The following is a 26,911-nucleotide window of genomic DNA, read 5'->3' on the forward strand; positions in this document are numbered from 1 at the left end:
GAGCCGGCATCAGGTGAAGCCGGTTCGCGTGGCGTAGTGATAGAGATCGACGTCACGATCCAGCCCGAGCTTGCGCATCGCGTTGGTCTTCTGTGAACTGACGGTCTTGACGCTGCGGCTCAGCTTGAACGCGATTTCGCTGATCGTGAGCCCCGAAACGAAGAGCCGCACTACCTCGACCTCGCGCCCCGAGAGTTTCGAGGCGTCGGCTTCGGCATCGTCGGCGACCGAGTCGTGCAATCGCGTGGCCAACCCGGCGGGAATGTAGCGGCTGCCGTCGGCCACCACGCAAACGATGTCGGCAATGGAACTCTGCTCGTCGAGTTTCGAGAGGATCGAGTGCACCCCGAGCTTGAGCATGCCGCGCAAGATCGCCAGATTCTCCAGCATCGTGACGACGATGATCTTGATGTTAGGGAAGTAACGGCGAACATAGCCGATGAGAAATAGCCCGTCCTTGAAGTGACCGCCGGGCATCGAAAAATCGGTCACCAGAATGTCGCACGGCGACTTGGCCAACAGGCTGACCAGCTCCGACGAATTGGCCGCCTCCCCGACCAGTTGAATCATCTCCCGCTCTTCCAGCAAACGGCGAATTCCGTAACGCACAATCGGATGGTCATCTGCGACCACGACATTGATTGTCATCGCTGCCCCCTCCTTTATTCGTCATCTGGCAGAACTGCCGTGGCAGCACGGCGCTTCGTGCCTGCCATCGCAGCGAAGTGGGAACATTCTGGCAAAACGAATCGGCCCTCCTCGCTGGGAGATCGCCCATAGACAATTCACTCGGGCACCCTTGCTACGCACTGTGGTCAACGCGCGAGACGCCCGGCCACTGCCTCATAGCGAGGTAACGGCATGCGAAAGGCTTGAACGCGCTCGCTTGAACGTGAAATCACTCACGCCTCTCGCCGTCCTCTTTGTGCTACTCGCGTCACACCGGTTCGGACAATTCGTAGCGGCGACTTCCGTGATTCCGAGAGCGAAGTTCGGAAATAGCTCAAACACCAACTCGAAAATTAGTGATCGCCCCCCGCAAATGCTCGGAAACGGCGCAATCAGCGGTGCCGCAGATGACAGTCGACGGCAGCGCGCTGGAATGAAAAACGCCGCGCTAGGCGCGGCGTTCAAAGGTGGCATTCATCCGAATCCGAATCAGCTGGCTGACGCGCCGGAAGCTACACCGGGTGCTGCCGGTGCTGTCGGCGCTGTCGGCGCAGCCGACGTCTCTGGCGAGTCCGTGGCGGCTGGTCCGCCGTCCTCCGGTGGCAAACCGTGCCAGCCGCCGCCCAGCGCCGTCACCAACAGCACGTTGGCCGTGAACTGGCGGCCGAGAATGGTCAGCGACGTACGTTCCGTGCTGTACGCAGTGGCTTGGGCCGTCAACACGTTCTGAAAGCTGACGGTGCCCGCCTTGTACTGATTCAGGATGAGTTGCGCCGCCTCCCGCGACGACTGGACGGCCTGCGTCTGCACGGTCGCCTCGCGGCCCAGATAGTTCAACGCCGCCAGATTGTCTTCGACCGACTGGAACGCCGTGAGCACCGTCTGACGATAGGTCGCCACCTGCGCGTCGTACGCCGCAATGGCCGCGTCGGTTTGCGCACGGCGCAGACCGCCATCGAACAGCGTTGCCGCCAACGCCGGTCCGACCGACCAGAAGCGGCTTGGCAGCGTCAGCCAGTTGGCAAAGCTGCTGCTCTGGAAACCGCCGGAAGCCGAGAGCGAGAGCGCGGGGAAGAACGCCGCCTTCGCCACACCGATCTTCGCATTGGCCGACGCCACCGCACGTTCGGCCGCAGCGATGTCCGGGCGACGCTCCAGCAGTTGCGACGGCAACGCACCCGGCACACTCGGCAATGCCGCGCGCATCGGCGCCACGGCCAGCGAAAACGCCGCCGGTGCCTTGCCGACCAACAGCGCGATGGCGTGCTCCAGCTGTGCCCGGGTCACTTCAATATCGATCGCCGACGCCTGTGCCGACTGCAATTGCGTCTGCGCCTGAATCACGTCGGAGCGCTGCGCCACGCCCACCGCGTACTGGTTCTGCGTGAGCTTGAGCGTCTGCTCGTACGCGGCGACGGTCCGGTCGAGCAACGCCTTCTGGGCGTCGGTCACGCGCAGATCGAAGTAGTTCTGCGCCAGCAACGCTTGCGCCGACAGGCGCGCATTGGCCAGATCGGCGGCACTCGCTGCCGCGCTCGCGTCGCCCGATTCGACCGAACGGCGCACGCTGCCCCAGATATCCGGCTCCCAGCTGGCCGTCCCCGACAGGCTGTAGCTGTTCGAAATGCCGCCTGCGCCCGAGCCGCTCACGGCCGTGTTGCTCACGCGTGAGCTGCTGCGCGTCAGGCTGGAATTGGCGCCGATCGTCGGGAAGAACGCCGAGCGGGCCTGCGAGGCCACCGCCAGTGCCTGACGATAGTTGGCCTCGGCGACCTTGATGTTCTGGTTGTTGACGTCGACTTGCGCCATCAGGTCGTTCAGCGTGGTGTCCTGATAGATCGTCCACCACTCGCCCTTGGCGGCGGCGTCGTTCGGTTCGGCCAGCTTCCAGTCGCCGGTTTCCTTGAAGGCCGCCGGAGTGTCCATCTCGGGGCGCACGTAGTCGGGCCCGACGGCGCACCCCGCCAGCCAGAGCACGGCACTCGCGGCGAAAAACGCTGCCGTACGGCGCGTGCGCAACGATGCGCCGGCTCGCCCCACGGCGGGGTGACGGGCAGCGTTGTCTTGACGATTCAGGGTACGAGGCATAGCACGGGTCGGCCCATCGGCCGAGACAGGAGAGTCAGATTCGGAAAAAATCGCGGAGGCCGCACGCGGCATGGCCGGCATCGGCAGCCAGCGAAGCGGGCGAAGCGAAAGCAGCGAAAGCAGTGGTCGATTGAAGCGGCGATCAGCCATGGCCCACCTCCACGTTGCCGTGACCGCGCGCACGCCAGCGCGCCCAGCGCAAGCGCACCCGGTCGAGATACAGGTACACCACCGGCGTCGTATAAAGCGTGAGCACCTGACTCACGAGCAGACCGCCCACGATCGAGATACCCAGCGGCTGGCGCAGTTCTGCGCCGTCGCCAGTCCCCAATGCGAGCGGAATGGCGCCGAGCATGGCCGCCATCGTCGTCATCATGATCGGGCGGAAGCGCAGCACGCACGCGTGATAGATGGCATCGCGCGGCGCCATGTTCTGGCGCCGTTCGGCATCGAGCGCGAAGTCGATCATCATGATCGCGTTCTTCTTCACGATACCGATCAGCAGAATCACGCCGATGAGCGCAATGATGCTGAACTCCGTGTTGAAGAGCAGCAGCGCCAGCAATGCGCCTACGCCCGCTGAGGGCAGCGTCGACAGAATGGTGAGCGGGTGAATGTAGCTTTCATAAAGCACGCCCAGCACGATATACACGGTGAGCAACGCCGTCAGAATCAGGAACGGCTGCGACGAGAGCGCCGACTGAAACGCCTGCGCCGTGCCCTGAAAACTGCCGTGCACGGACGTCGGCATGCCCAGACGCGCCACCGCGTCGTTGACCGCCGCCTGCCCCTGCGAGAGCGACACACCCGGCGGCAAGTTGAACGAGATCGTGCTCGCCGCAAACTGCCCTTGGTGCGACACCCCCAGCGCCGTATTTGTCGGCCGATACTTCGCAAACGACGACAGCGGCACTTGCGCACCGGCCGAGGTCACCACGTAGATGTCTTTCAGCGACTCGGGGCTCTGCCACCACTGCGGGGCGACTTCCATCACCACTTTGTACTGATTGAGCGGGTTGTAGATGGTCGATACCTGCCGCTGGCCGAACGCGTCGTTCAGCACGTTGTCGATCTGACTCATCGACAGGCCCAGCCGCGACGCCTGATCGCGATCGACGTCGAGCGTGGTTTGCAGCCCCTTGTCCTGCTGATCGGTGTTCACATCGGCCAGAATCGGCAGCCGCGAAAGCGCGTTACGCACTTTCGGCTCCCACTCGCGCAACTGCTGCAAGTCGTCGGCCTGCAACGTGTATTGATACTGCGCGTTGCTGGAGCGCCCGCCCACCCGGATGTCCTGCACCGATTGCAGATAGAGCTGTGCGCCCGGCTCCTTGGCCAGCTTGATCCGCAGGCGCGCAATGATCTGATCGGCCGAGAGCTTGCGCTCTGACAGCGGCTTCAACGTGACGAACATCGAGCCGCCATTGCGATTCGAGCCGCCGGTAAAGCCGGTCACCGTCGCCACGGCCGGGTCGGCCTGCACGATCTTGATGAAGTCGGCGAGCTTCTTTTCCATCGCCTGAAACGAGATCGCCTGATCGGCCTGAATGAAGCCGATCATCCGGCCGGTGTCCTGTTGCGGGAAGAAACCCTTGGGCACTACCGTGTAGAGCCACACGTTCAGACCGATGGTCGCGAACAGAATCACCAGCATCAGCGGCCCGTGGCGCAACGCCCACGTCAGCGACCGTTCGTACTCGCGCAACATGCCGTCGAACATGCGCTCGGTCCAGTTGCCCATGCGCGTCCAGATCGACGGCCGGCGCGGCGGCTCGGTCGCAAGCGGTGCCGCGCCTTCCGGCACGCCCGGCGCCGCACGCCCCTTGAGCAAACGCGCGCACATCATCGGCGTTGTCGTGAGCGACACCACCAGCGAGACCATGATGGCGGCCGAGAGCGTGACCGCAAACTCGCGGAACAGCCGCCCGACAATCCCGCCCATGAGCAGCAGCGGGATGAACACGGCCACCAGCGAGATACTCATCGACAGCACCGTGAAGCCCACTTCCCGCGTGCCTTTGAGCGCCGCCGCGAACGGGCTCAGCCCTTCTTCGATGTGCCGCGAGATGTTCTCGAGCACGACGATGGCGTCATCGACCACGAAGCCCGTCGCCACGGTCAGCGCCATGAGCGAGAGGTTGTCGAGACTGAAGCCGCACAAATACATCACGCCGAACGTGCCGATCAGCGAGACCGGCACGGCCACGCTCGGAATCAGCGTCGCACGCCAGTTGCGCAGGAAGACGAACACCACCCCGATCACGAGCGCGATGGAGATCAGCAACGTGCGCTCCACTTCGCGCAACGACGCACGAATGGTCGGCGTGCGGTCCATCACCACGTCGAGATTGATGGCGGCGGGAATCGACGCACGCAGGTTCGGCAGAATCGCGTTGATGCCGTCGACCGTCTGGATGATGTTGGCGCCCGGCTGCGTCGTGATGATGAGCAAGACCGACGGCTTGCCGTTGGCCGAGCCCGCGTTACGCAGATCCTGCACCGAGTCGACCACGTCGGCAATGTCGGCCAGCCGCACCGGCCGGCCGTTCTGATAACTGACGATGACGGGCAGGTATTCCTTGGCCGTCTTCGCCTGATCGTTGGCCAGAATCTGCCAGCGGCGGTCGCCATCTTCCAGCGCGCCCTTCGGCCGGTTGGCGTTCACCGACTGAATCGCCGTGCGCACCGACTCGATAGGAATCTGATACTTGTTGAGCGCCGTCGGGTTGAGTTCGACGCGCACCGCCGGCAATGAACTGCCCCCCACGGTGACGTCGCCCACACCTTCCAACTGCGAAATCTTTTGCGCGAGGATCGTCGACGCCGCGTCGTACATCTGCCCGCGCGTCAGGCTCTCGGACGTGAGCGCAATGATCATCACCGGCGCGCTGGCCGGGTTCACCTTGCGATACGTCGGGTTGCTCGGCAGACCCGTGGGCAGCAGACTGCGCGCAGCGTTGATCGCCGCCTGCACGTCGCGCGCCGCACCGTTGATGTCGCGGCTCAGGTCGAATTGCAGCGTGATGCGCGCCGACCCGAGCGAACTGTTCGAGGTCATTTCCGTCACGCCGGCAATACGGCCGAGCGAGCGCTCAAGGGGTGTCGCCACGCTCGCCGCCATCGTTTCGGGGCTGGCGCCCGGCAGCGAGGCCGACACCGAGATGGTCGGAAAATCGACCTGCGGCAACGGCGACACCGGCAGCAGGCCGAAGGCGACGATGCCCGCGAGCGTGACGCCGATGGTCAGCAGGACAGTGGCGACCGAGCGCCGGATGAAGACAGACGACAGGTTCATCGCGTCTGACCGTCCGGGGTGTCGCTGACGGCATGGCCGCCATGGCCACCGTGGTCACCATCATCCGACGGGCCGAAGCGTCGCTCTCGCCAGGCGCGCGCACGCATGGCCAGACGATCGAACCACAGGTAGATCACCGGCGTAGTAAAGAGCGTGAGCACCTGACTGACCATCAGGCCGCCGACCATCGTGATACCGAGCGGCTGACGCAACTCCGAGCCGACGCCCGAACCGAGCATCAGCGGCAGCGCGCCAAGTACCGCGGCCATCGTCGTCATCAGAATCGGGCGGAAGCGCAGCAGACACGCCTGATAGATCGCCTCGCGCGGCGCCATGCCGTGCTCGCGCTCGGCCTCCAGCGCGAAGTCGATCATCATGATGGCGTTCTTCTTGACGATACCGATCAGCAAGATGATGCCGATGATCGCGATGATGCTGATGTCGTTGCCCGAGACCATCAGCGCGAGCAACGCGCCCACGCCCGCCGACGGCAGCGTCGACAGAATGGTGATCGGGTGGATGTAGCTCTCATACAGCACGCCCAGCACGATGTACATCGTCACCACGGCGGCGAGAATCAGCCACAGCGTGTTCGAGAGCGACGCCTGAAATGCCTGTGCTGCGCCTTGGAAGGTGGTCTGCGTGCTGATCGGCAGACCGATGGACGCTTCGGCTTCGGTAATCGCCTTGACGGCATCCCCCAGCGACGCGCCCTTGGCAAGGTTGAACGAGATCGTGGCGGCCGGGAATTGGCTCTGGTGGTTGATCGCGAGCGGCGTGGGCTTCTCGGTAATCGTTGCGAACGACGACATCGGCACCTGCACGCCGGTGTTCGACGCTACGTAGATACTCTTCAACGCATCGGGGCCACGCTGGAAGTCGGAGGACACCTCAAGCACCACGCGATACTGCGACGCCTGCGTGTAGATCGTCGAAATCAGCCGCTGGCCGAACGCGCTGTACAGCGTCTGGTCGACGGCTGCGGGGGTCACGCCGAGGCGGCTGGCCGTATCGCGATCGATCTCCACATAAGCTTGCAAGCCGTTGACCTGCAAGTCGCTCGTCACGTCGGCCAGCAACGGCACATGTTTGAGCTTCTCGACGAGTTTGGGCACCCAGATGCCCAATGTGTCCAGACTCGGATCCTGCAACGTGAACTGATATTGCGTGCGGCTGATGCGGTCTTCGATCGTCAGATCCTGCACCGGCTGCATGTACAGCGCGATGCCCGGCACGTGCTCCAGTTGCGGTTGCAAGCGGCGAATGACGGCGGAGGCATCGAGCCCGCGCACGTCCTTGTCTTTCAGGTTGATGAGCAAGCGGCCGCTGTTGAGCGTGGCGTTCACCCCATCGACACCGATGAACGACGACACCGATTCGACCGCCGGATCCTTGAGCACTTCATTCACGAGCGCCAGTTGACGCTCACCCATGGCGGCGAACGAAATCGACTGCGGCGCTTCCGAAATCCCCTGAATCACCCCCGTGTCCTGCACCGGGAAGAAGCCCTTGGGCACCCACATATAGAGCAGTACCGTGAGCACGAGCGTGCCAAGCGCGACGAACAGCGTCGCGGTCTGACGGTCGAGCACCCACGTGAGCCATTCGCCGTACTTGGCGATGATGCGGTCGAACATCTCGCCGGTCTTGCGGTAGAACTTGCCCTGCTTCTCGTCCGGCACATGGCGCAGCAGCTTCGCGCACATCATCGGCGTGAGCGTGAGCGAGACGACCGCAGAGATCAGGATCGAGACCGCCAGCGTGACGGCGAACTCGCGGAACAGCCGGCCCACCACGTCGCCCATGAACAGCAGCGGAATCAGCACGGCGATCAGCGAGAAGGTCAGCGAAATAATCGTGAAGCCGATCTGCTCGGCCCCTTTGAGCGCAGCCTGGAGCGGCTTTTCGCCCTGCTCCAGATAGCGCGTGATGTTCTCGATCATCACGATGGCATCGTCGACCACGAAGCCCGTGGCAATCGTCAGCGCCATGAGCGTGAGGTTGTTGATCGAGAAGCCCGCGAGATACATCACGCCGAACGTGCCGATCAGCGAGAGCGGCACCGCCACGCTCGGAATGATGGTGGCCGAGACGTTGCGCAGGAAGACGAAGATCACCATCACCACCAGGGCGACGGCGAGTATCAGTTCGAATTGCACGTCGGCGACCGACGCGCGAATCGTCGTCGTGCGGTCGGTCAGCAGCTTCATGTCGACGCTGCCGGGCAGCGCGCCCTGCAACTGCGGCAGCAGTGCCTTGACCTTGTTGACCGTGTCGATCACATTGGCGCCCGGCTGGCGCTGCACGTTCACGACGATGGCAGGCGTGGTGTCGGCCCACGCCGCGAGCTTGGTGTTCTCGGCACCGTCGATCACGTCGGCGATGTCGGTCAGGCGAATCGGGGCGCCGTTCTTGTAAGCGATGACGAGATTGCGATATTCGTCCGCCGACGCCAGTTGGTCGTTGGCGTCGATGGTCGAGGCGCGCAACGGGCCGTCGAAACTCCCCTTGGCCTGATTGACGTTGGCGGCCGCGATGGATGTGCGCACGTCTTCGATGTTCAGGCCGTACGACGTAATGGCACGCGGGTTGACCTGAATACGCACCGCCGGACGCTGCCCGCCCGAAATGCTCACGAGGCCGATGCCCGGCAACTGCGAGATTTTCTGCGCCACGCGCGTGTCGACCAGATCCTCCAGCTTGGGCAGCGGCATGGTCTTCGACATGATCGCCAGCGTGATGATCGGGGTGTCCGCCGGGTTGACCTTGTTGTAGATCGGCGGCATCGGCAGATCGCTCGGCAGCAGGTTGCTGGCGCTGTTGATGGCGGCCTGCACCTCCTGTTCAGCGACGTCGAGCCCGAGATCCAGCGAGAACTGCAAGGTGATCACCGAGGCGCCGCCCGAACTCGTCGACGACATCTGGTTGAGGCCCGGCATCTGGCCGAACTGACGCTCGAGCGGCGCCGTGACCGAGGACGTCATCACATCCGGACTCGCGCCCGGATAGAGCGTGACGACCTGAATAGTCGGGTAGTCGACTTCCGGCAGTGCCGAGATCGGCAACAGCCGGTAGGCGACAAAACCGGCGAGCAGAATCGCCAGCATCAGCAGCGATGTGGCAACCGGTCGGAGAATAAACGGGCGGGACGGATTCATTGGCAGCGTCGGGGGAGCATCTCTATGGGCGGCGTGCGAGCGGGCACCGGCATTGGCGCGGTGCCCGCGTATTCGATCAGCGGTTTCAACAGGGTCGGCAAGGGCAGCAGGCTCACGCGCGCCGCACCTTACTGCCCCGGACGGCGATGGCTGCCATTGCTATTGCGCTTCTCCCCCGGCTGGCGCGGTGCGGTGGCCGCCGCACGGCTCTCCGCCGTGATCACTTCGACCTTGGCGCCGTCGCGCAGCTTGTCCATGCCATCGATCACGAGCTTCTCGCCCGGCTCGACACCCGACTCGACCGCGACGTTGGTGCCATCGGTCGGTCCGAGCTTCACGGTCTTGAGCTTGACGGTCTGATCGGCCTGCACGGCATACACGAAGCTGCCCTGCGTGCCGCGCTGTACCGCCGCGCTTGGCACGAGCGTTGCATCCTTGAGCGTGTCGACCAGCATCTTCACGTTGACGAACTGGTTCGGGAACAGCATGCCTTCGGTATTGGCAAACGCGGCCTTGAGCTTCACGGTGCCCGTCGTCGTATCGATCTGGTTGTCGATGGAAGCGAGCTTGCCGCTCGCCAGCTTGATCTTGCCCGCCCGGTCGAATGCCTCGACCGGCAACGCCTCACCGGCACGCGTGCGCTTGACCACGCGCGGCAGGTTGTCTTCGGGAATCGTGTACACGACCGTGATCGGCGTGACTTCGTTGATGATCACGATGCCGTTGGTATCGGATGCGTGAATGATGTTGCCCGGGTCCACCTGACGCAGGCCGGCCAGCCCCGAGACCGGCGCGGTGACGCTGGCGTAGTTCAATTGCAGGCGGGCGTTGTCCAACTGGCCCTGATCGGACTTGACCGTGCCTTCATATTGTTTGACGAGCGCGCGCTGGGTATCCACGGTCTGCGAGGCAATCGAGTCCTGCTTGAGCAGCGTCTCGTAGCGGGCCAGATCGAGCTGCGCATTCTTGAGCAGCGCCTGATCGTGGGCGAGCTGGCCCTCCTGCTGGGTCACCACCACCTGGAACGGCCGCGGGTCGATCTCGGCGAGCAACTGGCCTTCCTTGACCATGTCGCCTTCCTTGAAGTGCACCTTCATCAACTGACCGTCCACGCGCGAATGCACGATGACGCTGCGCGTCGGGGTCACGGTGCCCAGGCCATTGAGGAACACGGGCAGGTCGCCCTTCTTCGCGTCCACCGCCGTCACCGGCGTGGCCGGCATGCCCCCCGCGCCTGCCATACCGGCGGGCGGGCCGCTGCGACGGCCGCCCTGCTGGGCCGGTCCTTGGGCGTTCTGAGCCTGCAAGCGGTAGTAAACACCGCCCGCGATCAACACCAGAATTAACCCGATCACGCCCGGCACGAGCCAGCGGCGCTTGCGCGAGGCCGGTGGGGTTGCCCCCATGTCGCGGCGCGCCCCGGCTGCGGGGGACGTTGGCGGCACTGACGAACGACCGGAATCGTTCGGTTGGTCGGAACCGTGGGGACCGTGCTCGGTCATGACTTCCTCGTTACAACGGAGTGTTTAGCGGATTCGTCCGGTGCGGACGACGTTTATTTTTTCTGATTGCTGCGGCGCGGCAAGCTGGCCCGGCGGGGTTCCCCGCCCCTATGCCTCGCCGAAATCGGTGGATCAGCATAGCAGACGGACGTGACACCTTTGTGGGGCAGGACCAAAAAGCGCTTTATGCCGTAAGGGACCCGGTACACGGGAGATGGTTCGCGGTCCGGCGATGCTTCGCAGACCTGCTTATTCCCGCGTGCCGCGCCTCGCAGTGCCTGACCGCAGCGTTCTCCTCGCCCACTTGCGAAAGGCCTGCAAGGCGAGAAAGTGCGGTTGGGTGTGCATGGAAGTGGTGATGCGCAGACAGTGCGAAGCTTAAATGATGTTCGCGGAAGTGCGCGGATTTCGTGCGCTGACGGCGCAGGCTCTATTATTACGCATGATTACAGGTGACCAACACTGTAATGCCCGGAAACAAAACGCGTGCAAAGCCGCACGGGGAGGCCACTATCATGACGACACAACCTGTCAGAACGAATATGAAGATTCTTGTTGTCGACGACGATCCCGATCTGCGTGACCTGCTGCGTGAATATCTCAGCCGTCACGGCTTCTCTGTTGCTGTCATGCACGATGGCGACGGGCTGGCTGCGCGCCTCGAACGAGAGCGCCCTGCGCTGATCGTGCTCGACCTGATGATGCCGAAGGTCGACGGGCTGACGGCGCTGCGTGATCTGCGCGCACGCAACGACGACGTGCCGGTCATTCTGCTCACGGCACGCAGCGACGAGATCGACCGCATCGTCGGGCTCGAGATCGGCGCCGACGACTATCTCGGCAAGCCGTTCAGCCCGCGCGAGTTGCTCGCCCGTATCAACGCGGTGCTGCGCCGGCGCAAGTCGCCCGATGCCGCGGTGCCAGAGCAGCGCGAGAACTACACGTTCGGTCCGTTCGTACTCGACTTCCGCAGCCGCACGCTCACGCGCGATGCGCAGTTGCTCACGCTCTCCGACGGTGAGTACGGGTTGTTGCGCCTGCTGGTCAATCACGCCATGCAGGTGCTTTCGCGTGAACGCATCATCGAATTGCTTTACGGCGCGGACAGCGACGTGAACGATCGCGGCATCGACGTGCAGATCTGGCGCTTGCGCCGCCTGCTCGACGAAGACGCTCAGAGCCCGCGCTTTATCCAGACCGTGCGCGGGCGCGGTTACATCTTTGTACCCGACGGCCAGCGGGCCGATATGGCAGCCGGCTGATGCGCCGGGGCCCGGGTCGGTTGTTATACCGGCGTCATACGCTTTTTTTCGAAGCCTTTCGTTGGAAGGGCTTCGCTCACCGGTCTGGCAAGGACTCCGGCAATGCTGGCAATGCTGTTAACCCCGGGCCATATGCGGAGCCCCGCATGAAAGGCCGTTTCGACACGCTGTTTGGCCGTCTGGCGCTGCTTATCATTGCCGCGCTGGTCATCAGCCATTTCTCTTATCTGACGATCCTGCGCAGCGATCACGACGATACGCGCGTACAGAACGCCGCCGAGCAGATGGCGTTCATCATCAAGGCGGCCGCCGAAGTCCATGACGGTCACTCGGAGCTCATGCTGCCGGATCTCGTGCAGGTGGTGCCGGCCACGTTTGCCCATGGCGACGTGTTCGAGCCGCCCAGCAAGACCCAGCGCCTGACCACGGAACTGGCGCGCCGCCTGCCGGCCGGCACCCAGTTGCGGGTCGAGCGCACGCCGCCGCCGCGTATCTGGGCGCGTCTGCCGGGCCGCGATTACTGGATTGCCACGCCCGTGCTGTCGGTGCGCAACCCGCCCGGCACCGCCACGATCCTGCCGGGTCTGGCGGCCGTCCTCGGTATCACGGTCATCTTTGCGCTCTTTGCCGCCTGGCAATTGCAGCGCCCCGTGCGCGATATGGCAGCGGCAGCCGAACAACTGGCCACCCATCGCATCCGCACGCCGGTCAAGGAGCGCGGTCCGCTGGAAGTTCGCCAGCTCACCGAGCGCTTCAATCGCATGAGTCACGACATCGTGCAGACCGACCGCGAGCGCAATACGATGCTCGCCGGGATTGCCCACGATCTGAAAACACCGCTCGCCCGGCTGAGGCTGCGCGCCGAGATGATCGACGACACCCAGATGAGCGAGGGCATCACGCGCGACGCCGAATCGATGACGCGCATCGTCGATCAGTTCCTGCTGTTTGCACGGGGCATCGAGTCGGATAGCGCCGCGTCGCCGGTGGAAGCCCGCATGCAGTCGCTGATTCAGCCGTTTCTCGATCAGGGCTATGCGATCGAGCTGGATCTTCAGGCTGGCCCGAGCTTCAAGCTCAAGCAGACCTATCTCGAACGTATCGTCAACAACCTGCTCGACAATGCCGTGACTTACGGACGCGCGCCGATGGCGATCCGCACGTCGCAAGACGCGAGCGGCTGGCAACTGGTCATCGAAGATAGCGGGCCCGGCATTCCCAATGAAGACATCAACCGGATCATTCGCCCCTTCGTGCGGCTGGACCCGGCGCGCGGCGGCAATGCGCACTGCGGGCTGGGGCTGGCCATCGTCGACAAGCTGACGCAGCAACTCGGCGGGCGGGTCTCGTTCAGCAATCGCCCGACGGGCGGGCTGCGCGTCACGTTGATGTTCCCGCCGGACGATCCGGGCGCGGCTTAATGTTGCGTAATGTTGTAACGCCCCGCAAGATTCTCCCCGCGCACTGATTTCCCGTTTGAAACCCCCATGAAAAAACCCGCCGTCCAGCACTGGACGGCGGGTTTTATTCATTACGGGCACTGCATCACATCAAGCCACAGCCAGGCGATCCGGGATGGGGGGCAATACAACTACTGGGCTGCTGCTTTACTGCTCTCAGGGACACGTTGGAGATGGCTCAGCGCGATGTTTCTTGTAAGACACCGCAATGACGCTTCGCCCCGCCTTCCCTGGCATGTGACCGGCAATGCCAGTCCGGCAATAACGCCGGCGACTTTACTTGATCAGGAACTTCTCTTTGTTCTTGCCAATCCACTTGGGTGCGCGACCGCGACCCGACCACGTTTCGCCGGTTGCCGGATTCGCATACTTGGCAGCGAGCGGCGCGCGTGCGGCGCGGCGACGGCCATCGGTCGTGGCAAGGCCCAGGTCCTTGGCGGTCAACTCGTACTCTTGAATCTTCTGCTTGAGTTCTGCAATGACTTGCGAAACTTCCTTGGCACGAGCTTCGTCCGCTTGCTTTTCAAGCTTCTCGATCTGCGCGCGAATTTCCTTATAGTTTGCCATCTGGCGTGTCCTTACATTGTTAAAATGGATCGCCACTTAAAATAGCACGAGTTTTAACAAATTGAAAACAGCATTTCCGAAGAATGAGTCTGTGCCAGCACAAATCGCATTGAATCTCCCAAGCACAACTTCAGAATATGCACAGAATCAGGGCATGAATCCCAGAATTTCCCCAGCATTCCTCCCTTCATTACCCCCCGCTAAAGTGGGTCATTGCCACGCAATCTGGTGAAAATAGCGAAGCGAGTCGTCAGGACTCCGCATTGCCTGAGCCACAGCGCAACATTCGGCAAGACTTCGTAAGGATTCGCAACAAAACCCCATCGACCGCAACACACACCGGCTTCCCCCATAAAACGCAATCCAAAATATACGATCACAAATATTTAAGAGTATGCCGATTAGTCTGTTATCCAAAACACTACTGACATTCGGGGAATTCACATCGGTGTAGCGCAATTTCCGGATAAGCACTACGGTGAATTCGCGCAAGCGATTGGTTCAGATTCAGGCCACGCATGATGGGTGACATGAAAACGGGCTGTGTTCGTTCAACGGAATGAACGCCCGTGCAATATCGGTGGATAGCTTCCATGAATTGCGCAACAACCAATGCTGCGTCGCGCCATCAATAAATCGGGACGGAAATTCTTTCGTTAACGTATACGTCAATTCGCTATTGCGCATCCATGCATCAATGTCATTTCCCCGGCCGAGCCGGTTTCCGTAAGATGAGAATTGCCGTGAATGCCAATTGACCTCAGGAATTCTCCGGAACGCCCATCAGGTAAGGCTGGGCGCCGATTTCGAGGGCCGGTATTTTCGCGTTTAGAATTAAGCAAATGACGAATTCGCGTCCTTGGTAACTTCGCAACGGATTTCCGCCGCTTTCATTGATTCGCTCGATTCGCATGACGACTTCACCCTCCGCACCGGCGCTGCCCGCGCGCCACGACACGACGCCGGTCACGCTCACGACCGCACGCACCGTACTCCGCCCTTGGCGGACAGACGATTTGGATGCGTTTGCCGCCCTGAATGCCGACCGGGAAGTCATGCGTCACTTCCCGACGACGCTCGACCGCGCCCAGAGCGATGCCGTCGCACAGCGCCTGCGCAACCATATGGAAACGCACGGCTTCGGCCCGTGGGCGCTCGAGATTCCGGGGGTGACGCCTTTTGCAGGGTTTGTGGGGCTCATGCGCGTCGGATTCGACGCCCCATTCGTCCCTGCCGTGGAAATCGGCTGGCGGCTCGCCCGCCCATGGTGGTCGAACGGCTACGCCAGCGAAGCGGCCCGCGCGGCCGCCCGTTTCGCGTTTGACGTGCTGCAACTCGACGAACTGGTGTCGTTCACCGTACCGGCCAATGTGCGCTCGCGCGGCGTCATGACACGCATCGGCATGCGGCACTGCCCCGACGAGGATTTCCTGCATCCGCTCATTCCGCCGGGCCACCGGCTGCGCCGTCACGTGCTGTACCGCCTGAATGCCGGCGAACTGCTTCAAGCCATGCCGCCCGCGTCAACCTGACGTGGTGATCGCAATCGATCACATCACTCGCGGCTGCCGTATCCGCCAAGCAAGCGGTATTTGCCGTCAATTGGCGGCGCACAAGCGATCGGCGTCGTCTTAGCGATTGAAGGCAACGCATGCGTTATGGGACAATCCATCTCTTTGCGCCAGCCGTCCCCCCCATCGTGTCGCGCGCCGTCATTATTCCGCTCATCATCGCTTGCGCCCTGTTCATGGAGAACATCGACGCAACGGTGATCACCACCTCGCTGCCTGCCATGGCACGCGACCTGCACCAGGCCCCGATCTCACTGAAGATGGCACTCACGGCCTACGTCGTGGGGCTGGGTATCTTCATTCCAATCTGCGGCTGGGTCTCCGACCGTTTCGGCGCACGAAACGTTTTCCGCACCGCCATCGGCATCTTCATGGCCGGGTCGATCCTGTGTGCGCTGTCGTTCTCGCTGCCGACCTTCGTCTTTGCGCGCTTCCTGCAAGGCGTGGGCGGCGCGATGATGGTGCCGGTCGGCCGGCTCGTCATCTTCCGCGCGGTGCCCAAGCACGATCTGGTCAAGGCGATCGGCTACCTGACGATGCCTGCGCTGCTAGGCCCGGTCATCGGCCCGCCGCTGGGCGGCGCGATCACCGCCTATCTGCACTGGCGCTGGATTTTCTTCATCAATATTCCGGTCAGCCTGCTGGGGATTTATCTCGCGGGCAAGTACATCGATAACGACCGGGGCGGCGACGCCGGCAAGCTCGATACGGTCGGTTTCGTACTGTCGGCACTCGGCAGCGGCCTGTTGATGCTGGGGCTCGCCATGATCGGCGAACATCAGGTGCCCGACAGCGTCGTCATCGTCATGTGTGTGCTGGGTGCCGTCTTCCTCTATGGCTACTGGTGGCACGCCAATCGCACCGAGACGCCGCTGCTCGATTTCCGGCTGCTGCGCATTCCCACCTTCCACGCGAGTGTGGTCGGGGGCTCGCTGTTTCGCATCGGTCTGGGCGCCGTGCCGTTTCTGCTGCCGCTGGCGTTGCAGGAAGGGCTGCATATGGACCCGTTCGAGTCCGGCATGATTACCTGCGCCTCAGCGTTCGGCGCGATTTTCATGAAGGCCATTGCGCAGCGCGTGCTGGCACGCTTCGGTTTCCGGCGAGTGCTGATCGTCAATGCCGCGTTCGCTGGACTGGCGCTCGCGTCGTACGGTCTTTTCACGCACAACACGCCGGTGCTTGTGATGTTGGGCGTGGTGGCGTTCGGCGGCTTCTTCCCGTCGTTGCAGTTCACCTGCCTGAATTCGATCGTATACGCCGACATTGCGAGCGGTGACGCGAGCCGGGCGACGAGCCTCGCGAGCGTGATTCAGCAGTTGTCGCTGGGGCTGGGCGTGACGATTGCCGGGATGGTCTTGCAGGCGAGCAGCCGGCTCGCGGGGCACGAGCAACTGACGGCCAGCGATTTCCTGCCCGCGTTTCTCGTGATCGGGCTGTTCTCGTGGCTCTCGATTCCGGTCACCCGCCGCCTGCCCGCCGATGCGGGGACCGAACTGGCAAGACGGCACTGACGTTCGCGGACCGGACACGGACGCCCATCCACCCGGTCAGCCCTTGTTCGATCCCATCGATGCCGCGTGTTTGTCTGCCCGTGCGGGCAACATCGCGTGAATCGCCATACCGGCGAGCATCGCCAAGACGAATGTCAGCCCCTTGCCTGAGCCCGCGCCAAGCAACACGAGCGCCGGCCCCGGGCAGATCCCGGCGATCCCCCATCCGATGCCGAACAGCAGCGCACCGAGCACCAGACGCTTGTCGATGCCGTGCAGGCTAGGCCATGCGCGCGGCTCGCCCGTCCACGCCATCGGCTGCGCACGCGCCAGTCGGAAGCCGGCCAGACCGACGGCAATGGCACCGCCCATGACAAACGCGAGCGACGGGTCCCAGCGCCCGGCGATATCGAGAAACCCGAGCACCTTCGCCGGGTTGGCCATGCCGGCGAGTATCAGGCCGAGGCCGAAGATCAGCCCGCCAACGAACGCCAATGCAAACTTCTTCATGCCGCACCTCCCACATGCAATACGTGCCGCACGACGAACACCGTGAGGAAGCCCGTCGCCATGAAACACAGCGTGGCGGCCAGCGATCGCCACGACAGTCGCGACAAGCCGCAAACCCCATGACCGCTCGTGCAGCCCGAGCCGAGCCGTGTGCCGAAGCCGACCAGCAAGCCCGCCCCGACCAGCATGGCGAAATTCGCGTCGATTTGCGCTTCCGGCACGACCGCCAGCAGGCGATACCCCCAAGGAGCGGCCATCAGCCCGACGATGAACGCCAGCCGCCAGCCGACGTCACCCGCGCGCGGGCGCAACAAGCCACCGACGATGCCGGAAATCCCGGCGATGCGGCCATTGGCGAGCATGAGCCAGACGGCAGCCACGCCGATCAGCACGCCACCGGCCAGTGCCGTCCACGGCGTGAAGTGAAGGGTATCGAGGGTCATGGGCGGTCGATCCAACAGAGAAAACACAGACGACGGGCAGTGCGACGGCGGACGGTGAAGGCCTTACCGGCGCATCGCGTCACGGTTTAGGGCAGAACTGATCGTAGAGGCAAGACAGCACGGCAAGTACGGTGGCGTCGCCAACGGCGTAATAGATACGCTTGCCGTCGCGTCGCGTGGTGACGAGTTGTTCGGTGCGCAGTACGGCGAGTTGTTGCGACAAGGTCGGCTGCCGGATATCGAGCTGCGATTCCAACTCGCCCACCGAGCGCTCGCCCTGCGTGAGCTGACACAGAATCAGCAGCCGATCTTCATTGGCCAATGCGCGCAGTAGCTTGGTCGCATCGCGCGCGGCCGTGCGCAAGCGCGCCACGTCCAGCGGCGCACCCGTGCCTGTGCCATCCGGATTCACGGATGTCGGCGGTGTCGCGACAGCCGAAGCACCGAAGGCATCAGAGGCATGGGAGACGTCAGCGATGTTGGCGTGCAGGGGTGACGAAGTGGCACGTGGCATGGCAGGATCGAGGCAATTCGAGGGCGGACGCCGCGCGACGCTATGTCACGCATATCGCGTACACTTTACTCGTTTATAATATATCAATCGATAAACCTTTGCAGGAGCCCGGCCATGTCAGCCACCGCAGCCCACATCGAAGCTTTCTTCGACACCGGCACCTCGACGGTGACCTATGTCGTATTCGATGCGCCGGGCGGTCGCGCGGCGATCATCGACCCCGTGCTCGACTACGACCCGAAGGCGGGCCGCACGCACACGGGTTCCGCAGAGCGCGTGCTTGATTTTCTGAAGGCACAGCAACTGACGGTCGACTGGATTTTGGAAACGCACGCGCACGCCGACCACCTGTCGTCGGCGCGTTGGCTCAAGGAGCGCGTGGGCGGGCGCATCGCCATCGGCGGGCATATCCGCGACGTGCAACATGTTTTCAAGAAGCTGTTCCATCTCGGGGCCGACGTGCCGCCCGATGGCTCGCAGTTCGATCACCTGTTCGACGATGGTGAGACGTTCGCCATCGGCAATCTGCAAGCCGAAGCGATGTTCGTCCCCGGTCATACGCCGGCCGATATGGCTTATCGCGTCGGCGATGCGGTATTTGTCGGCGACACGCTCTTCATGCCCGACGTCGGCACGGCGCGCTGCGATTTTCCCGGTGGCAATGCGCACACGCTCTATCGTTCGATCCGCCGACTGCTGTCGCTGCCTGAAGCCACGCGTCTGTATATGTGCCACGACTATCCGCCCGCGAGCCGCACGGCGAACTGGCAAACGACGGTCGGCGAACAGCGTCGCGCGAACATCCATGTGCACGACGGCATCGACGAAGACGCCTTCGTCGCGATGCGCGAAGCCCGCGACCGGACGCTCGACATGCCCACGCTGATCCTGCCGGCCGTGCAGGTCAACATTCGCGCCGGTGACATGCCTGCCCCCGAGTCCAACGGCACGCGCTATCTGAAGATTCCGATCAACGCGCTGTAACTCGCCCTGTAATTCATGCGCTTAACGCTGCTGGCGCGGCAAGCTGCGACGCCAGCGCCTGACGCGCCTGCGTGACCCAATCGGGCTCACCCCGGCGCGCGGGCAACAAGTGAAACTCCGCGTCGGGCAGCTTGGGCAAGCGCCGCCGGCTCACCAGCTTCTCGATCCGCATGAGCGACGGCCCCGCCGCCGACGCGTTCAGACACGCCACCCCGAGTCCCGCACTCAACGCCAGTTGCAACCCCGCCACCCCGGACGCCACGTGCGCAATCGTGTACGGCACGTGATGCGTGTCGAGCCATTGCGTGGTGAAGCGATGCAGCGCGCAGGTGTCCGGCAGGACGAGCAGCGGTAACGGCGCGTCGGGATCGAGCACAAAATCGGGGGCGGCCACCCAGTCGAGCGACTCGCGAGACAGCGCAAGCGTACCGGCAACGCCATCGCGGCCGAGCGACTTGCCTAGGATGCGCATCGACACCCCGATATCGAACTCCCCCGTGTCGTAACCCGTTTCGATGACACCGCTCTTGAGAATCGTCACGTGGATGCGCAGCGCCGGGTACACCACCCCGAGATGCCGGAGCATGCGTGCGACTTCGCCGGGGCGGAAGTAGTCGGTAATCGCCAGCCGCAGTTCTCCCGACAGCGAAAAACCCCGCACGTCGTGCCACGCCTGCTCGCTGTGTGCGAGCAACTGCCGCGCGTGCCCCAGCAAGCGGTCGCCCGCCGCCGTCGGCGCCACGCCGAGCTTGCCGCGCGTGAACAGCGACACGCCAGCGCGGGCCTCCAGCTTGCGAATCTGTTCGCTCACCGATGACTGCGAGAGAAAGACCAACGGTGCCGCCGCCGACAGGCTGCCGGCATCCGCGACCGCGACAAAGGTGTGCAACTGATCGAAATCGAATCCCGGCGCCATCATCTCACCCATTTGATAAACCGATGGATCACATCGTAAATTCCCGCTTTTCCGATGTCAACCGAGACCCTAGACTGAAGTCACGCTTTTCAGACGCCCGGACGGCGCCAACCTAAGGGCCAACCCCGGCGCCGACACTTTCGTCACCACTTCAGGAGTCTCGTCATGCCCCATCTCGTTCTGCAACTCTCCGGCACGCCCAACGACAAGCTCACCCGCGATGCCGTGCGCGCCGTCTCGCAACTCACTGTCGACGTGCTTCACAAGGCACCCGAGGTGATCGCCGTCACCGTCGACTACATTCCGCACGAGCGCTGGTTCATTGGTGGCGCACCGCTCGCCGAGCAGGGGAAAAACGCCTTCCATCTGGATATCAGCGTGACCGACGAGACGAATACGAAAGCCGAGAAAGCGCAGTACATCGCACAGGTGTTCGAGACGCTGTCGGGCTTGCTCGGCAACGTGCACGCGTGCTCGTACATTCACGTGATCGACGCACGCGCCGCCGCATATGGTTACGGTGGCCGCACGCAGGAATTCCGGCATCAGCACACCGCAAAATAAGTGGCGGCTAACATTCACCATCCGTTCACCATCGTGTCGACCGGCGGGCAATCCCGACTGCCCGCCGGTTTCGTAAAAACACGTGAAAGCCGCTGCTCATGCGGCTTTTCGGCCAACAGAACGAAACAATTCCAACACTTTCTTACGACTATTTGCTTCGTTATTCGCCACTTCACCTCGTACGATGAAAGCGCATTCAAAGACATCGCTTTCAAGGGGGCGAATATGAAAAAACTGACTCTTACCATCGCGCTCGTTGCCGCCACGCTTGGCGGTATTGCAGTGGCACCCGCGCAAGCTCAGGTGGGTGTTTCGATCAGCATCGGCGCACCGCCGCCGCCGCGTTACGAAGTGGTGCCGGCGCCGCGTCCCGGCTATGCATGGGCACCGGGCTTCTGGGATTGGGACGGCCATCGCCACGTATGGGTGGGCGGTCACTGGGAACGCGCACGTCCGGGCTACGCCTATCGTGCACCGGTCTGGCATCAGGGCCCGCACGGCTGGGCGCTCGATCGCGGCGGCTGGGACCATGGTCCGGGACCGGATCGTCATGATGACCACGACCGCGATCACGACCATCGTTACGACCACCACGGCTGATCTTCCGGCAGTACGGCGAGCGTGACCATCGGCACGCTCGCATCATTGCCAATCGGCATGAAACACCCCGCACGCCGGCGCTTATCTGCGCCGGCGTTTTGCTAAGAAAAATCGATTGGTTGGGCCCGCATGCGCGCCCCGTTATCGTGTGAAACCCGCTCGCCACTATCCGTGACGAGTTACCGCCGAACCCTGTCCGGAATATCCCCGGCGGTATCGAGTGAAGGTTTTACGCGTCTTAAAAAACGGAGCCCATCAGGCCATGCAAAACAACAATCGCACACCACGCGCCAATCACACCCAGCACACCCAACGCCACCGTCGCGGCCGCACCTCGGTCTTCGCCGCCGCCCTCCTCTCTGCCATTGCGCTGCTGCCGCTCGCAGCACATGCCGACAAGCTCGACGACATCAAGAAGGCCGGCGTGCTGCGCGTTGCCACGTTCGACAGCAACCCGCCGTTCGGCTACGTCGATGCGAAGTCGCACAAGATCATCGGTCTGGATGTCGACTACGCCAAGGCCATCGCCGACAAGCTGGGCGTGAAGCTCGAACTGCAACCGACGAACCCCGCCAACCGCATTCCGTTCCTGACGTCGAAGAAGGTCGACCTCGTGCTCGCCAACTTCACGATCACGGATGAGCGCGCCAAGCAGGTCGACTTCAGCATCCCGTACTTCTCGTCGGGTCAGCAGTTCCTTGCGAAGAAGGGCACGCTCTCGTCGGCGGATCAACTGAGCAAGCTGCGCGTCGGCGCCGACAAGGGCACCACCAACGAAATCACACTGCGCGAGAAATACCCGAGCACGACCATCGTGGCCTTCGACGACACGCCGTTCGCCTTCGCCGCCCTGCGTGCGGGCACCGTACAGGCGATTACGCAGGACGGCCCGAAGCTGGTCGGCCTGCTCGCCAACGTGCCCGACAAGCAGAACTACGAAATCCCGGCGTTCACGATCTCGAACGACTACATGGGCGTGGGCGTGCCCAAGGGTGAAGAGCGCCTGACGGCCTTCGTGAACGACACGCTGCGTGGTCTGGAAAAAGACGGCACCGCCGTCAACATCTACAACCGCTGGTTCGGCCCGCAAACGTCGCAGCCGCTGCCGCGTCTGTTCAAGATCGGCGACAAGGTCTGAGTCTGGTACCGCCAGCCATACCGGCGGTGACCCCGCAGTGACCCGCCCGCCAGCCGGGGTACAGGAGGATGCGTCCTCGTGTGCCCCGGCGTTTTTGCTTGGACATCCCCTGTCATGATCGATTGGCTCGCCCCGAAATACCTCAGTTGGCTGCTGCACGGCTTCGTCGTCACCGTCGCGTTGGCGGCCGTGGTGAGCGCCGCCGCCACATGGCTCGGCTTCGGGCTCGCGCTGGCACGCAACTCGCAAAGCGCGCTGTTTTCACGCCCTGCGGCGGCATTTGTCGCGCTCATGCGCAACACGCCGCTGCTGGTGCAATTGTTCTTCTGGTACTTCGGCGTTGCCGCGCTGTTGCCTGCGAGCGTCGTGGCATGGCTCTCTCAACCCCACACGTGGCATCTGGTGCTGTTCGACATTCGCTGGCCCGCGCTTGAGACGCTTGCCGGTTTCGTCGGCCTCACGCTTTACACCACCGCGTTCATCGGCGAGGAAATTCGCGCCGGACTACGTGGCGTGCCGGCCGGTCAGACGCACGCGGCCGCAGCGCTCGGGCTGAGCCGATATGCCGTCTTTCGACACGTGGTGTTGCCGCAAGCGGTGCGCATTGCGCTGCCGCCGCTGTTCGGCCAGTACATGAATGTGGTGAAGAACTCGTCGCTCACGATGGCCATCGGACTCGCCGAACTGTCATATGCGTCGCGTCAGGTCGAGACCGAGACGTTCAAGACGTTTCAGGCGTTCGGCATTGCCACCCTGCTCTACGTTGGCGCGATTGCCCTGATCGAAGCGGTCAGCCTCGCGACCACGCACCGCCATGCGGCGGCTCCTTCGCGCTGATCATGAACTTCTCTGCCGTTATCGATAACCTGCCCTACTTGCTGTGGGGCACCTTTCCCGATGGCCCGCTCGCGGGTGCCGCCCTCACGCTGGTGCTCGCCAGTACGAGCGCAGTGGCGTCGGGCCTGCTCGGTCTTGCGGGTGGCATTGCGCTGGCGATGCTCACCGGACCGTCGCGCTGGCTGCTCACGCTGGTCATCGGCTTCTTCCGCGCGATTCCCGTGCTGATGCTGATCTTCTGGACGTATTTCCTGCTGCCGATTCTCTTCGGCGTGGACGTGCCCGGACTCGCCACCGTCGCCTGTGCCCTCTCGCTCATCGGCGGTGCGTATCTCTCGCATACGGTCTACGCCGGTATTCGCGGCGTGGGTACGGCACAGTGGCAGGCCGGCATGTCGCTCGGCCTCACGCGCGTGCAGACGCTGCGGCACGTGGTGCTGCCGCAGGCGCTGCGCATGATGGCGCCGTCGTTCGTGAATCAGTGGATTTCGCTCGTGAAAGACACCTCGCTCGCCTACATCGTCGGCGTGGCCGAGCTGTCGTTTCTGGCGACGCAGGTCAACAGCCGGTTGATGGTGTATCCGGCGGAGGTGTTTGCTTTTGTTGCGCTGATCTACTTCGTGATGTGCAGCGCGCTGGAATGGCTTTGCGGGAAGGCGTTCAGCCAATCGGCGCCGACGCGGGGCAGCGGGCAAGCTGACCCAACGCAAACGCCCCGGCGCGGCTGGCAACGCATCGGGACGATGCGTGGACTCAGCTTGCCGGGGCGTTGGCGGACAAACAAGGCTACGGGCGCGTCGGAAGCGTTCGGCAATCCATCTGAATTACCTCCAGCCTCCGGGCGCCGCGTCGACTTCAGTCACGATTGGCCTGGATAACCGTGAGCGCCGTCATGTTGATGATGCGTCGCACGGTCGAGCTCGAGGTCAGCACGTTGACCGGTGCGCCCACACCCAGCAGGAACGGACCCACGGCGACATTGCTGCCCGCGCCCGTCTTGAGCAGGTTGTAGGCGATGTTGCCCGAGTCCACGTTCGGGCACACCAGCAGGTTGGCGGCCCCCTTCAGACGCGAATGCGGCAGGATGCGGCTGCGCAGACCTTCGTCGAGTGCGCAATCGCCGTGCATTTCGCCGTCGATTTCCAGATCGGGCGCCTGCGCCGACACCAGATCCAGCACGCGACGCATCTTGGTGCCCGAGGCGGCACTTCCCGAGCCGAAGTTCGAACGCGAGAGCAGCGCGACCTTCGGGTTGAGGTTCAGCCACGACATCTGCTTGGCCGCGGCGATCGTGAATTCGGCGATTTGCTCGGCCGTCGGATCGTCGTTGACGTGCGTGTCCACGAGCGCCACGGTGCGCTTGTCAAGCAGCAGGATGTTCATGGCGGCATAGGTATTCGCGCCGGCCTGCTTGCCGATCACTTCATCGACAAAGCGCAGGTGGTCGTGATACGCGCCCACGGTGCCGCAAATCATGCCGTCGGCGTCCCCCAGACGCACCATCATCGCGCCGATCAGCGTGAGACGGCGGCGCATTTCCACGCGCGCCATTTCCTTCGTAATGCCGTCGCGGCAGCGCAGTTCCCAGTAGCTGGTCCAGTACTGGTGGAAGCGTTCGTCGTAGTACGGGTTGGTCACTTCGACGTCTTCGCCCAGACGAAGGCGCAGACCGAACTTCTCGATACGGGCGAGCAGCACTTCCGGGCGGCCGACCAGAATCGGGCGGGCCAGCTTTTCGTCGACGATCACCTGAACGGCGCGCAGCACGCGCTCCTCTTCGCCTTCCGCAAACACGATGCGGGCCTTGCCGCCGTCGCGCACGAGTTGCTTCGCCGCCGAGAAGATCGGCTTCATGAACGCGCCCGAGTGGTACACGAACTGTTGCAACTGGTCGGCGTAGGCGTCAAAGTCGGCGATCGGACGCGTCGCCACACCGTCTTCCATGGCAGCACGCGCCACGGCCGGGGCGATACGCACGATCAGGCGCGAGTCGAACGGCTTCGGAATCAGGTATTCCGGGCCAAACGAGAGGTCATAAGCGCCGTAGGCAGTCGCTACCGAATCGTTCGGTTCTTCTTGCGCGAGTGCGGCAATCGCGTTGACCGCGGCGATTTCCATGTTGCGCGTGATGGTGGTCGCGCCCACGTCGAGCGCGCCACGGAAGATGTACGGGAAGCACAGCACGTTGTTGACCTGATTCGGGAAGTCCGAACGGCCGGTGGCCAGCACCACGTCGTCGCGGGCAGCACGAGCATCTTCCGGGAAGATTTCCGGCGTCGGGTTGGCGAGCGCCAGAATCAGCGGGCGCGGGCCCATGGTCTTCAACATTTCCGGCTTGAGCACGCCACCAGCCGACAGGCCGAGGAACACGTCGGCACCATCGATCACTTCGGCCAGCGTGCGCTTGTCGGTCTTTTGCGCGAAGCGGGCCTTGTCCGGGTCCATGCCGACCGCGCGGCCTTCATAAACCACGCCGTCGATGTCGGTGGCCCACACGTTCTCGATAGGCAGGCCGAGGTCGACCATGAGGTCCAGACATGCCAAGGCAGCCGCACCGGCGCCCGAGGTCACGACCTTCACTTCCTTGATGTCTTTGCCCACGACCTTCAGGCCGTTGATGAACGCGGCCGAAACGGTAATGGCGGTGCCGTGCTGATCGTCGTGGAAGACCGGAATCTTCATGCGTTCGCGCAGCTTGCGCTCGACGGTGAAGCATTCGGGGGCCTTGATGTCTTCGAGGTTGATGCCGCCGAAGGTGGCTTCGAGGCTGGCGATGATCTCGACGAGCTTGTCCGGGTCGCTTTCGGTGATTTCGATGTCGAAGACGTCGATACCGGCAAATTTCTTGAAGAGGACGGCCTTGCCTTCCATCACCGGCTTGGAGGCGAGTGCGCCGATGTTGCCCAGACCCAGCACGGCGGAGCCGTTGGTGATCACGCCCACGAGGTTGCCGCGCGCGGTGTAGTTGAACGCCTTGGCGGGGTCGGCGGCAATTTCCTGACACGGGATGGCAACGCCCGGGGTGTAGGCGAGCGCCAGGTCACGCTGCGTGACGAGCGGCTTGCTGGCCGTCACGGAGATCTTGCCCGGGGTGGGGAACTGGTGATATTCCAGGGCTGCCTGGTGATCGTTGTTGTTGCTCATGGGCGTGTCGTCCTCGTTGGATGTCATCTCTCTCGTGCACCGCCCGGCCGTTCTTCGAGACGGTTGCCGCCCGGTGCACCTGATTGCGAAGCCATTCTAGGCAGCCGCTATTGCGAGGCGATTCTGAATTACTATGGGGCCATCATATTTTCGTTATGAGCGTACTTTCCCTGCCATGCCGGAGATGCCGTGGATATCC

21 protein-coding genes are annotated in these 26,911 nt (G+C 63.2%); 10 read left to right on the plus strand and 11 right to left on the minus strand.

Annotated elements, in window-relative coordinates:
- Positions 1–9: 9 nt before the first annotated feature.
- The 5 genes from CDV46_RS10310 to CDV46_RS10330 all read right to left on the minus strand — a co-directional run bounded on the left by CDV46_RS10310 (position 10) and on the right by CDV46_RS10330 (position 10,712).
- A complete protein-coding gene (locus tag CDV46_RS10310) occupies positions 10–648 on the minus strand; it encodes a response regulator (RefSeq protein WP_087722481.1) in 639 nt (212 codons plus the stop codon).
- 510 nt (positions 649–1,158) lie between these two features.
- Complete coding sequence (locus tag CDV46_RS10315) at positions 1,159–2,757, minus strand: efflux transporter outer membrane subunit (protein WP_087722736.1); 1,599 nt, start codon at positions 2,755–2,757, stop codon at positions 1,159–1,161.
- Between the two features lie 142 nt (positions 2,758–2,899).
- A complete protein-coding gene (locus CDV46_RS10320) occupies positions 2,900–6,052 on the minus strand; it encodes a multidrug efflux RND transporter permease subunit (protein ID WP_087722482.1) in 3,153 nt (1,050 codons plus the stop codon).
- Positions 6,049–9,210, minus strand: a complete 3,162-nt coding sequence (locus tag CDV46_RS10325) for an MdtB/MuxB family multidrug efflux RND transporter permease subunit (RefSeq protein ID WP_087691423.1) — start codon at positions 9,208–9,210, stop codon at positions 6,049–6,051. The genes CDV46_RS10320 and CDV46_RS10325 overlap by 4 nt, the downstream gene beginning before the upstream one ends.
- A 128-nt stretch (positions 9,211–9,338) precedes the next feature.
- The gene (locus CDV46_RS10330) at positions 9,339–10,712 is read right to left on the minus strand and encodes an MdtA/MuxA family multidrug efflux RND transporter periplasmic adaptor subunit (protein WP_087722483.1); all 1,374 of its coding nucleotides are present in this window, start codon (positions 10,710–10,712) and stop codon (positions 9,339–9,341) included.
- 515 nt (positions 10,713–11,227) lie between these two features.
- Here CDV46_RS10330 and CDV46_RS10335 point away from each other — a divergent pair.
- On the plus strand, positions 11,228–11,974 hold the full coding sequence (locus CDV46_RS10335) for a response regulator (protein WP_058375757.1): 747 nt from the start codon (positions 11,228–11,230) through the stop codon (positions 11,972–11,974).
- Between the two features lie 146 nt (positions 11,975–12,120).
- Positions 12,121–13,395: an ATP-binding protein gene (locus CDV46_RS10340; RefSeq protein ID WP_087691421.1), complete on the plus strand. Its 1,275-nt coding sequence runs from the start codon at positions 12,121–12,123 to the stop codon at positions 13,393–13,395.
- Between the two features lie 315 nt (positions 13,396–13,710).
- On the opposite strand, the gene CDV46_RS10345 is transcribed toward CDV46_RS10340, so the two are convergent.
- A complete protein-coding gene (locus CDV46_RS10345; RefSeq protein WP_087691420.1) occupies positions 13,711–14,001 on the minus strand; it encodes an H-NS histone family protein in 291 nt (96 codons plus the stop codon).
- A 911-nt stretch (positions 14,002–14,912) separates the two neighbouring features.
- Here CDV46_RS10345 and CDV46_RS10350 point away from each other — a divergent pair.
- Positions 14,913–15,533: a GNAT family N-acetyltransferase gene (locus CDV46_RS10350; RefSeq protein WP_087722484.1), complete on the plus strand. Its 621-nt coding sequence runs from the start codon at positions 14,913–14,915 to the stop codon at positions 15,531–15,533.
- 119 nt (positions 15,534–15,652) lie between these two features.
- Positions 15,653–17,083 (plus strand): MFS transporter, encoded by a 1,431-nt coding sequence (locus tag CDV46_RS10355; protein ID WP_087722485.1) that lies wholly within the window; start codon positions 15,653–15,655, stop codon positions 17,081–17,083.
- A gap of 36 nt (positions 17,084–17,119) precedes the next feature.
- On the opposite strand, the gene CDV46_RS10360 is transcribed toward CDV46_RS10355, so the two are convergent.
- From CDV46_RS10360 to CDV46_RS10370, 3 genes are all read right to left on the minus strand, one after another.
- On the minus strand, positions 17,120–17,572 hold the full coding sequence (locus CDV46_RS10360; protein ID WP_087722486.1) for a DUF6691 family protein: 453 nt from the start codon (positions 17,570–17,572) through the stop codon (positions 17,120–17,122).
- Positions 17,569–18,015, minus strand: a complete 447-nt coding sequence (locus CDV46_RS10365) for a YeeE/YedE family protein (RefSeq protein ID WP_087722487.1) — start codon at positions 18,013–18,015, stop codon at positions 17,569–17,571. Before CDV46_RS10365 ends, CDV46_RS10360 begins: the two co-directional genes overlap by 4 nt.
- A 79-nt stretch (positions 18,016–18,094) precedes the next feature.
- The gene (locus tag CDV46_RS10370; protein ID WP_249277734.1) at positions 18,095–18,379 is read right to left on the minus strand and encodes an ArsR/SmtB family transcription factor; all 285 of its coding nucleotides are present in this window, start codon (positions 18,377–18,379) and stop codon (positions 18,095–18,097) included.
- Positions 18,380–18,643: 264 nt separating this feature from the next.
- Between CDV46_RS10370 and CDV46_RS10375 the strand changes: the two genes are divergently transcribed.
- Positions 18,644–19,513, plus strand: coding sequence for an MBL fold metallo-hydrolase (locus CDV46_RS10375; RefSeq protein ID WP_087722488.1), 870 nt, complete (start codon positions 18,644–18,646; stop codon positions 19,511–19,513).
- A 13-nt stretch (positions 19,514–19,526) separates the two neighbouring features.
- On the opposite strand, the gene CDV46_RS10380 is transcribed toward CDV46_RS10375, so the two are convergent.
- Positions 19,527–20,441 (minus strand): LysR family transcriptional regulator, encoded by a 915-nt coding sequence (locus CDV46_RS10380; protein ID WP_087722489.1) that lies wholly within the window; start codon positions 20,439–20,441, stop codon positions 19,527–19,529.
- A 153-nt stretch (positions 20,442–20,594) separates the two neighbouring features.
- On the opposite strand from CDV46_RS10380, the gene CDV46_RS10385 reads away from it, so the two are divergent.
- The 5 genes from CDV46_RS10385 to CDV46_RS10405 all read left to right on the plus strand — a co-directional run bounded on the left by CDV46_RS10385 (position 20,595) and on the right by CDV46_RS10405 (position 24,446).
- Positions 20,595–20,993 carry a tautomerase family protein gene (locus CDV46_RS10385; RefSeq protein ID WP_087691415.1) on the plus strand — a complete coding sequence of 133 codons (399 nt, stop codon included), beginning with the start codon at positions 20,595–20,597 and terminating at the stop codon, positions 20,991–20,993.
- 225 nt (positions 20,994–21,218) lie between these two features.
- Positions 21,219–21,593 (plus strand): YXWGXW repeat-containing protein, encoded by a 375-nt coding sequence (locus CDV46_RS10390; protein ID WP_087691539.1) that lies wholly within the window; start codon positions 21,219–21,221, stop codon positions 21,591–21,593.
- Positions 21,594–21,855: 262 nt separating this feature from the next.
- On the plus strand, positions 21,856–22,731 hold the full coding sequence (locus CDV46_RS10395) for an ABC transporter substrate-binding protein (protein ID WP_087722490.1): 876 nt from the start codon (positions 21,856–21,858) through the stop codon (positions 22,729–22,731).
- A gap of 114 nt (positions 22,732–22,845) precedes the next feature.
- A complete protein-coding gene (locus CDV46_RS10400; protein ID WP_087722491.1) occupies positions 22,846–23,568 on the plus strand; it encodes an amino acid ABC transporter permease in 723 nt (240 codons plus the stop codon).
- Between the two features lie 2 nt (positions 23,569–23,570).
- The gene (locus CDV46_RS10405) at positions 23,571–24,446 is read left to right on the plus strand and encodes an amino acid ABC transporter permease (protein WP_087722492.1); all 876 of its coding nucleotides are present in this window, start codon (positions 23,571–23,573) and stop codon (positions 24,444–24,446) included.
- Here CDV46_RS10405 and CDV46_RS10410 read toward each other — a convergent pair.
- Complete coding sequence (locus CDV46_RS10410) at positions 24,424–26,712, minus strand: NADP-dependent malic enzyme (RefSeq protein WP_058379836.1); 2,289 nt, start codon at positions 26,710–26,712, stop codon at positions 24,424–24,426. The two genes, CDV46_RS10405 and CDV46_RS10410, sit on opposite strands and share 23 nt — an antisense overlap.
- Positions 26,713–26,911: the final 199 nt, after the last annotated feature.

Origin of the sequence: Pandoraea sp. PE-S2T-3 (assembly GCF_002179965.1) — a bacterium.
GTDB lineage: Bacteria > Pseudomonadota > Gammaproteobacteria > Burkholderiales > Burkholderiaceae > Pandoraea.

Coding starts and splice junctions, on each gene's coding strand:
- CDV46_RS10310 (WP_087722481.1), bottom strand. CDS start 648: ATGACAATCAATGTCGTGGTCGCAGATGACCATCCGATTGTGCGTTAC.
- CDV46_RS10315 (WP_087722736.1), bottom strand. CDS start 2,757: ATGCCTCGTACCCTGAATCGTCAAGACAACGCTGCCCGTCACCCCGCC.
- CDV46_RS10320 (WP_087722482.1), bottom strand. CDS start 6,052: ATGAACCTGTCGTCTGTCTTCATCCGGCGCTCGGTCGCCACTGTCCTG.
- CDV46_RS10325 (WP_087691423.1), bottom strand. CDS start 9,210: ATGAATCCGTCCCGCCCGTTTATTCTCCGACCGGTTGCCACATCGCTG.
- CDV46_RS10330 (WP_087722483.1), bottom strand. CDS start 10,712: ATGACCGAGCACGGTCCCCACGGTTCCGACCAACCGAACGATTCCGGT.
- CDV46_RS10335 (WP_058375757.1), top strand. CDS start 11,228: ATGACGACACAACCTGTCAGAACGAATATGAAGATTCTTGTTGTCGAC.
- CDV46_RS10340 (WP_087691421.1), top strand. CDS start 12,121: ATGAAAGGCCGTTTCGACACGCTGTTTGGCCGTCTGGCGCTGCTTATC.
- CDV46_RS10345 (WP_087691420.1), bottom strand. CDS start 14,001: ATGGCAAACTATAAGGAAATTCGCGCGCAGATCGAGAAGCTTGAAAAG.
- CDV46_RS10350 (WP_087722484.1), top strand. CDS start 14,913: ATGACGACTTCACCCTCCGCACCGGCGCTGCCCGCGCGCCACGACACG.
- CDV46_RS10355 (WP_087722485.1), top strand. CDS start 15,653: ATGCGTTATGGGACAATCCATCTCTTTGCGCCAGCCGTCCCCCCCATC.
- CDV46_RS10360 (WP_087722486.1), bottom strand. CDS start 17,572: ATGAAGAAGTTTGCATTGGCGTTCGTTGGCGGGCTGATCTTCGGCCTC.
- CDV46_RS10365 (WP_087722487.1), bottom strand. CDS start 18,015: ATGACCCTCGATACCCTTCACTTCACGCCGTGGACGGCACTGGCCGGT.
- CDV46_RS10375 (WP_087722488.1), top strand. CDS start 18,644: ATGTCAGCCACCGCAGCCCACATCGAAGCTTTCTTCGACACCGGCACC.
- CDV46_RS10380 (WP_087722489.1), bottom strand. CDS start 20,441: ATGGGTGAGATGATGGCGCCGGGATTCGATTTCGATCAGTTGCACACC.
- CDV46_RS10385 (WP_087691415.1), top strand. CDS start 20,595: ATGCCCCATCTCGTTCTGCAACTCTCCGGCACGCCCAACGACAAGCTC.
- CDV46_RS10390 (WP_087691539.1), top strand. CDS start 21,219: ATGAAAAAACTGACTCTTACCATCGCGCTCGTTGCCGCCACGCTTGGC.
- CDV46_RS10395 (WP_087722490.1), top strand. CDS start 21,856: ATGCAAAACAACAATCGCACACCACGCGCCAATCACACCCAGCACACC.
- CDV46_RS10400 (WP_087722491.1), top strand. CDS start 22,846: ATGATCGATTGGCTCGCCCCGAAATACCTCAGTTGGCTGCTGCACGGC.
- CDV46_RS10405 (WP_087722492.1), top strand. CDS start 23,571: ATGAACTTCTCTGCCGTTATCGATAACCTGCCCTACTTGCTGTGGGGC.
- CDV46_RS10410 (WP_058379836.1), bottom strand. CDS start 26,712: ATGAGCAACAACAACGATCACCAGGCAGCCCTGGAATATCACCAGTTC.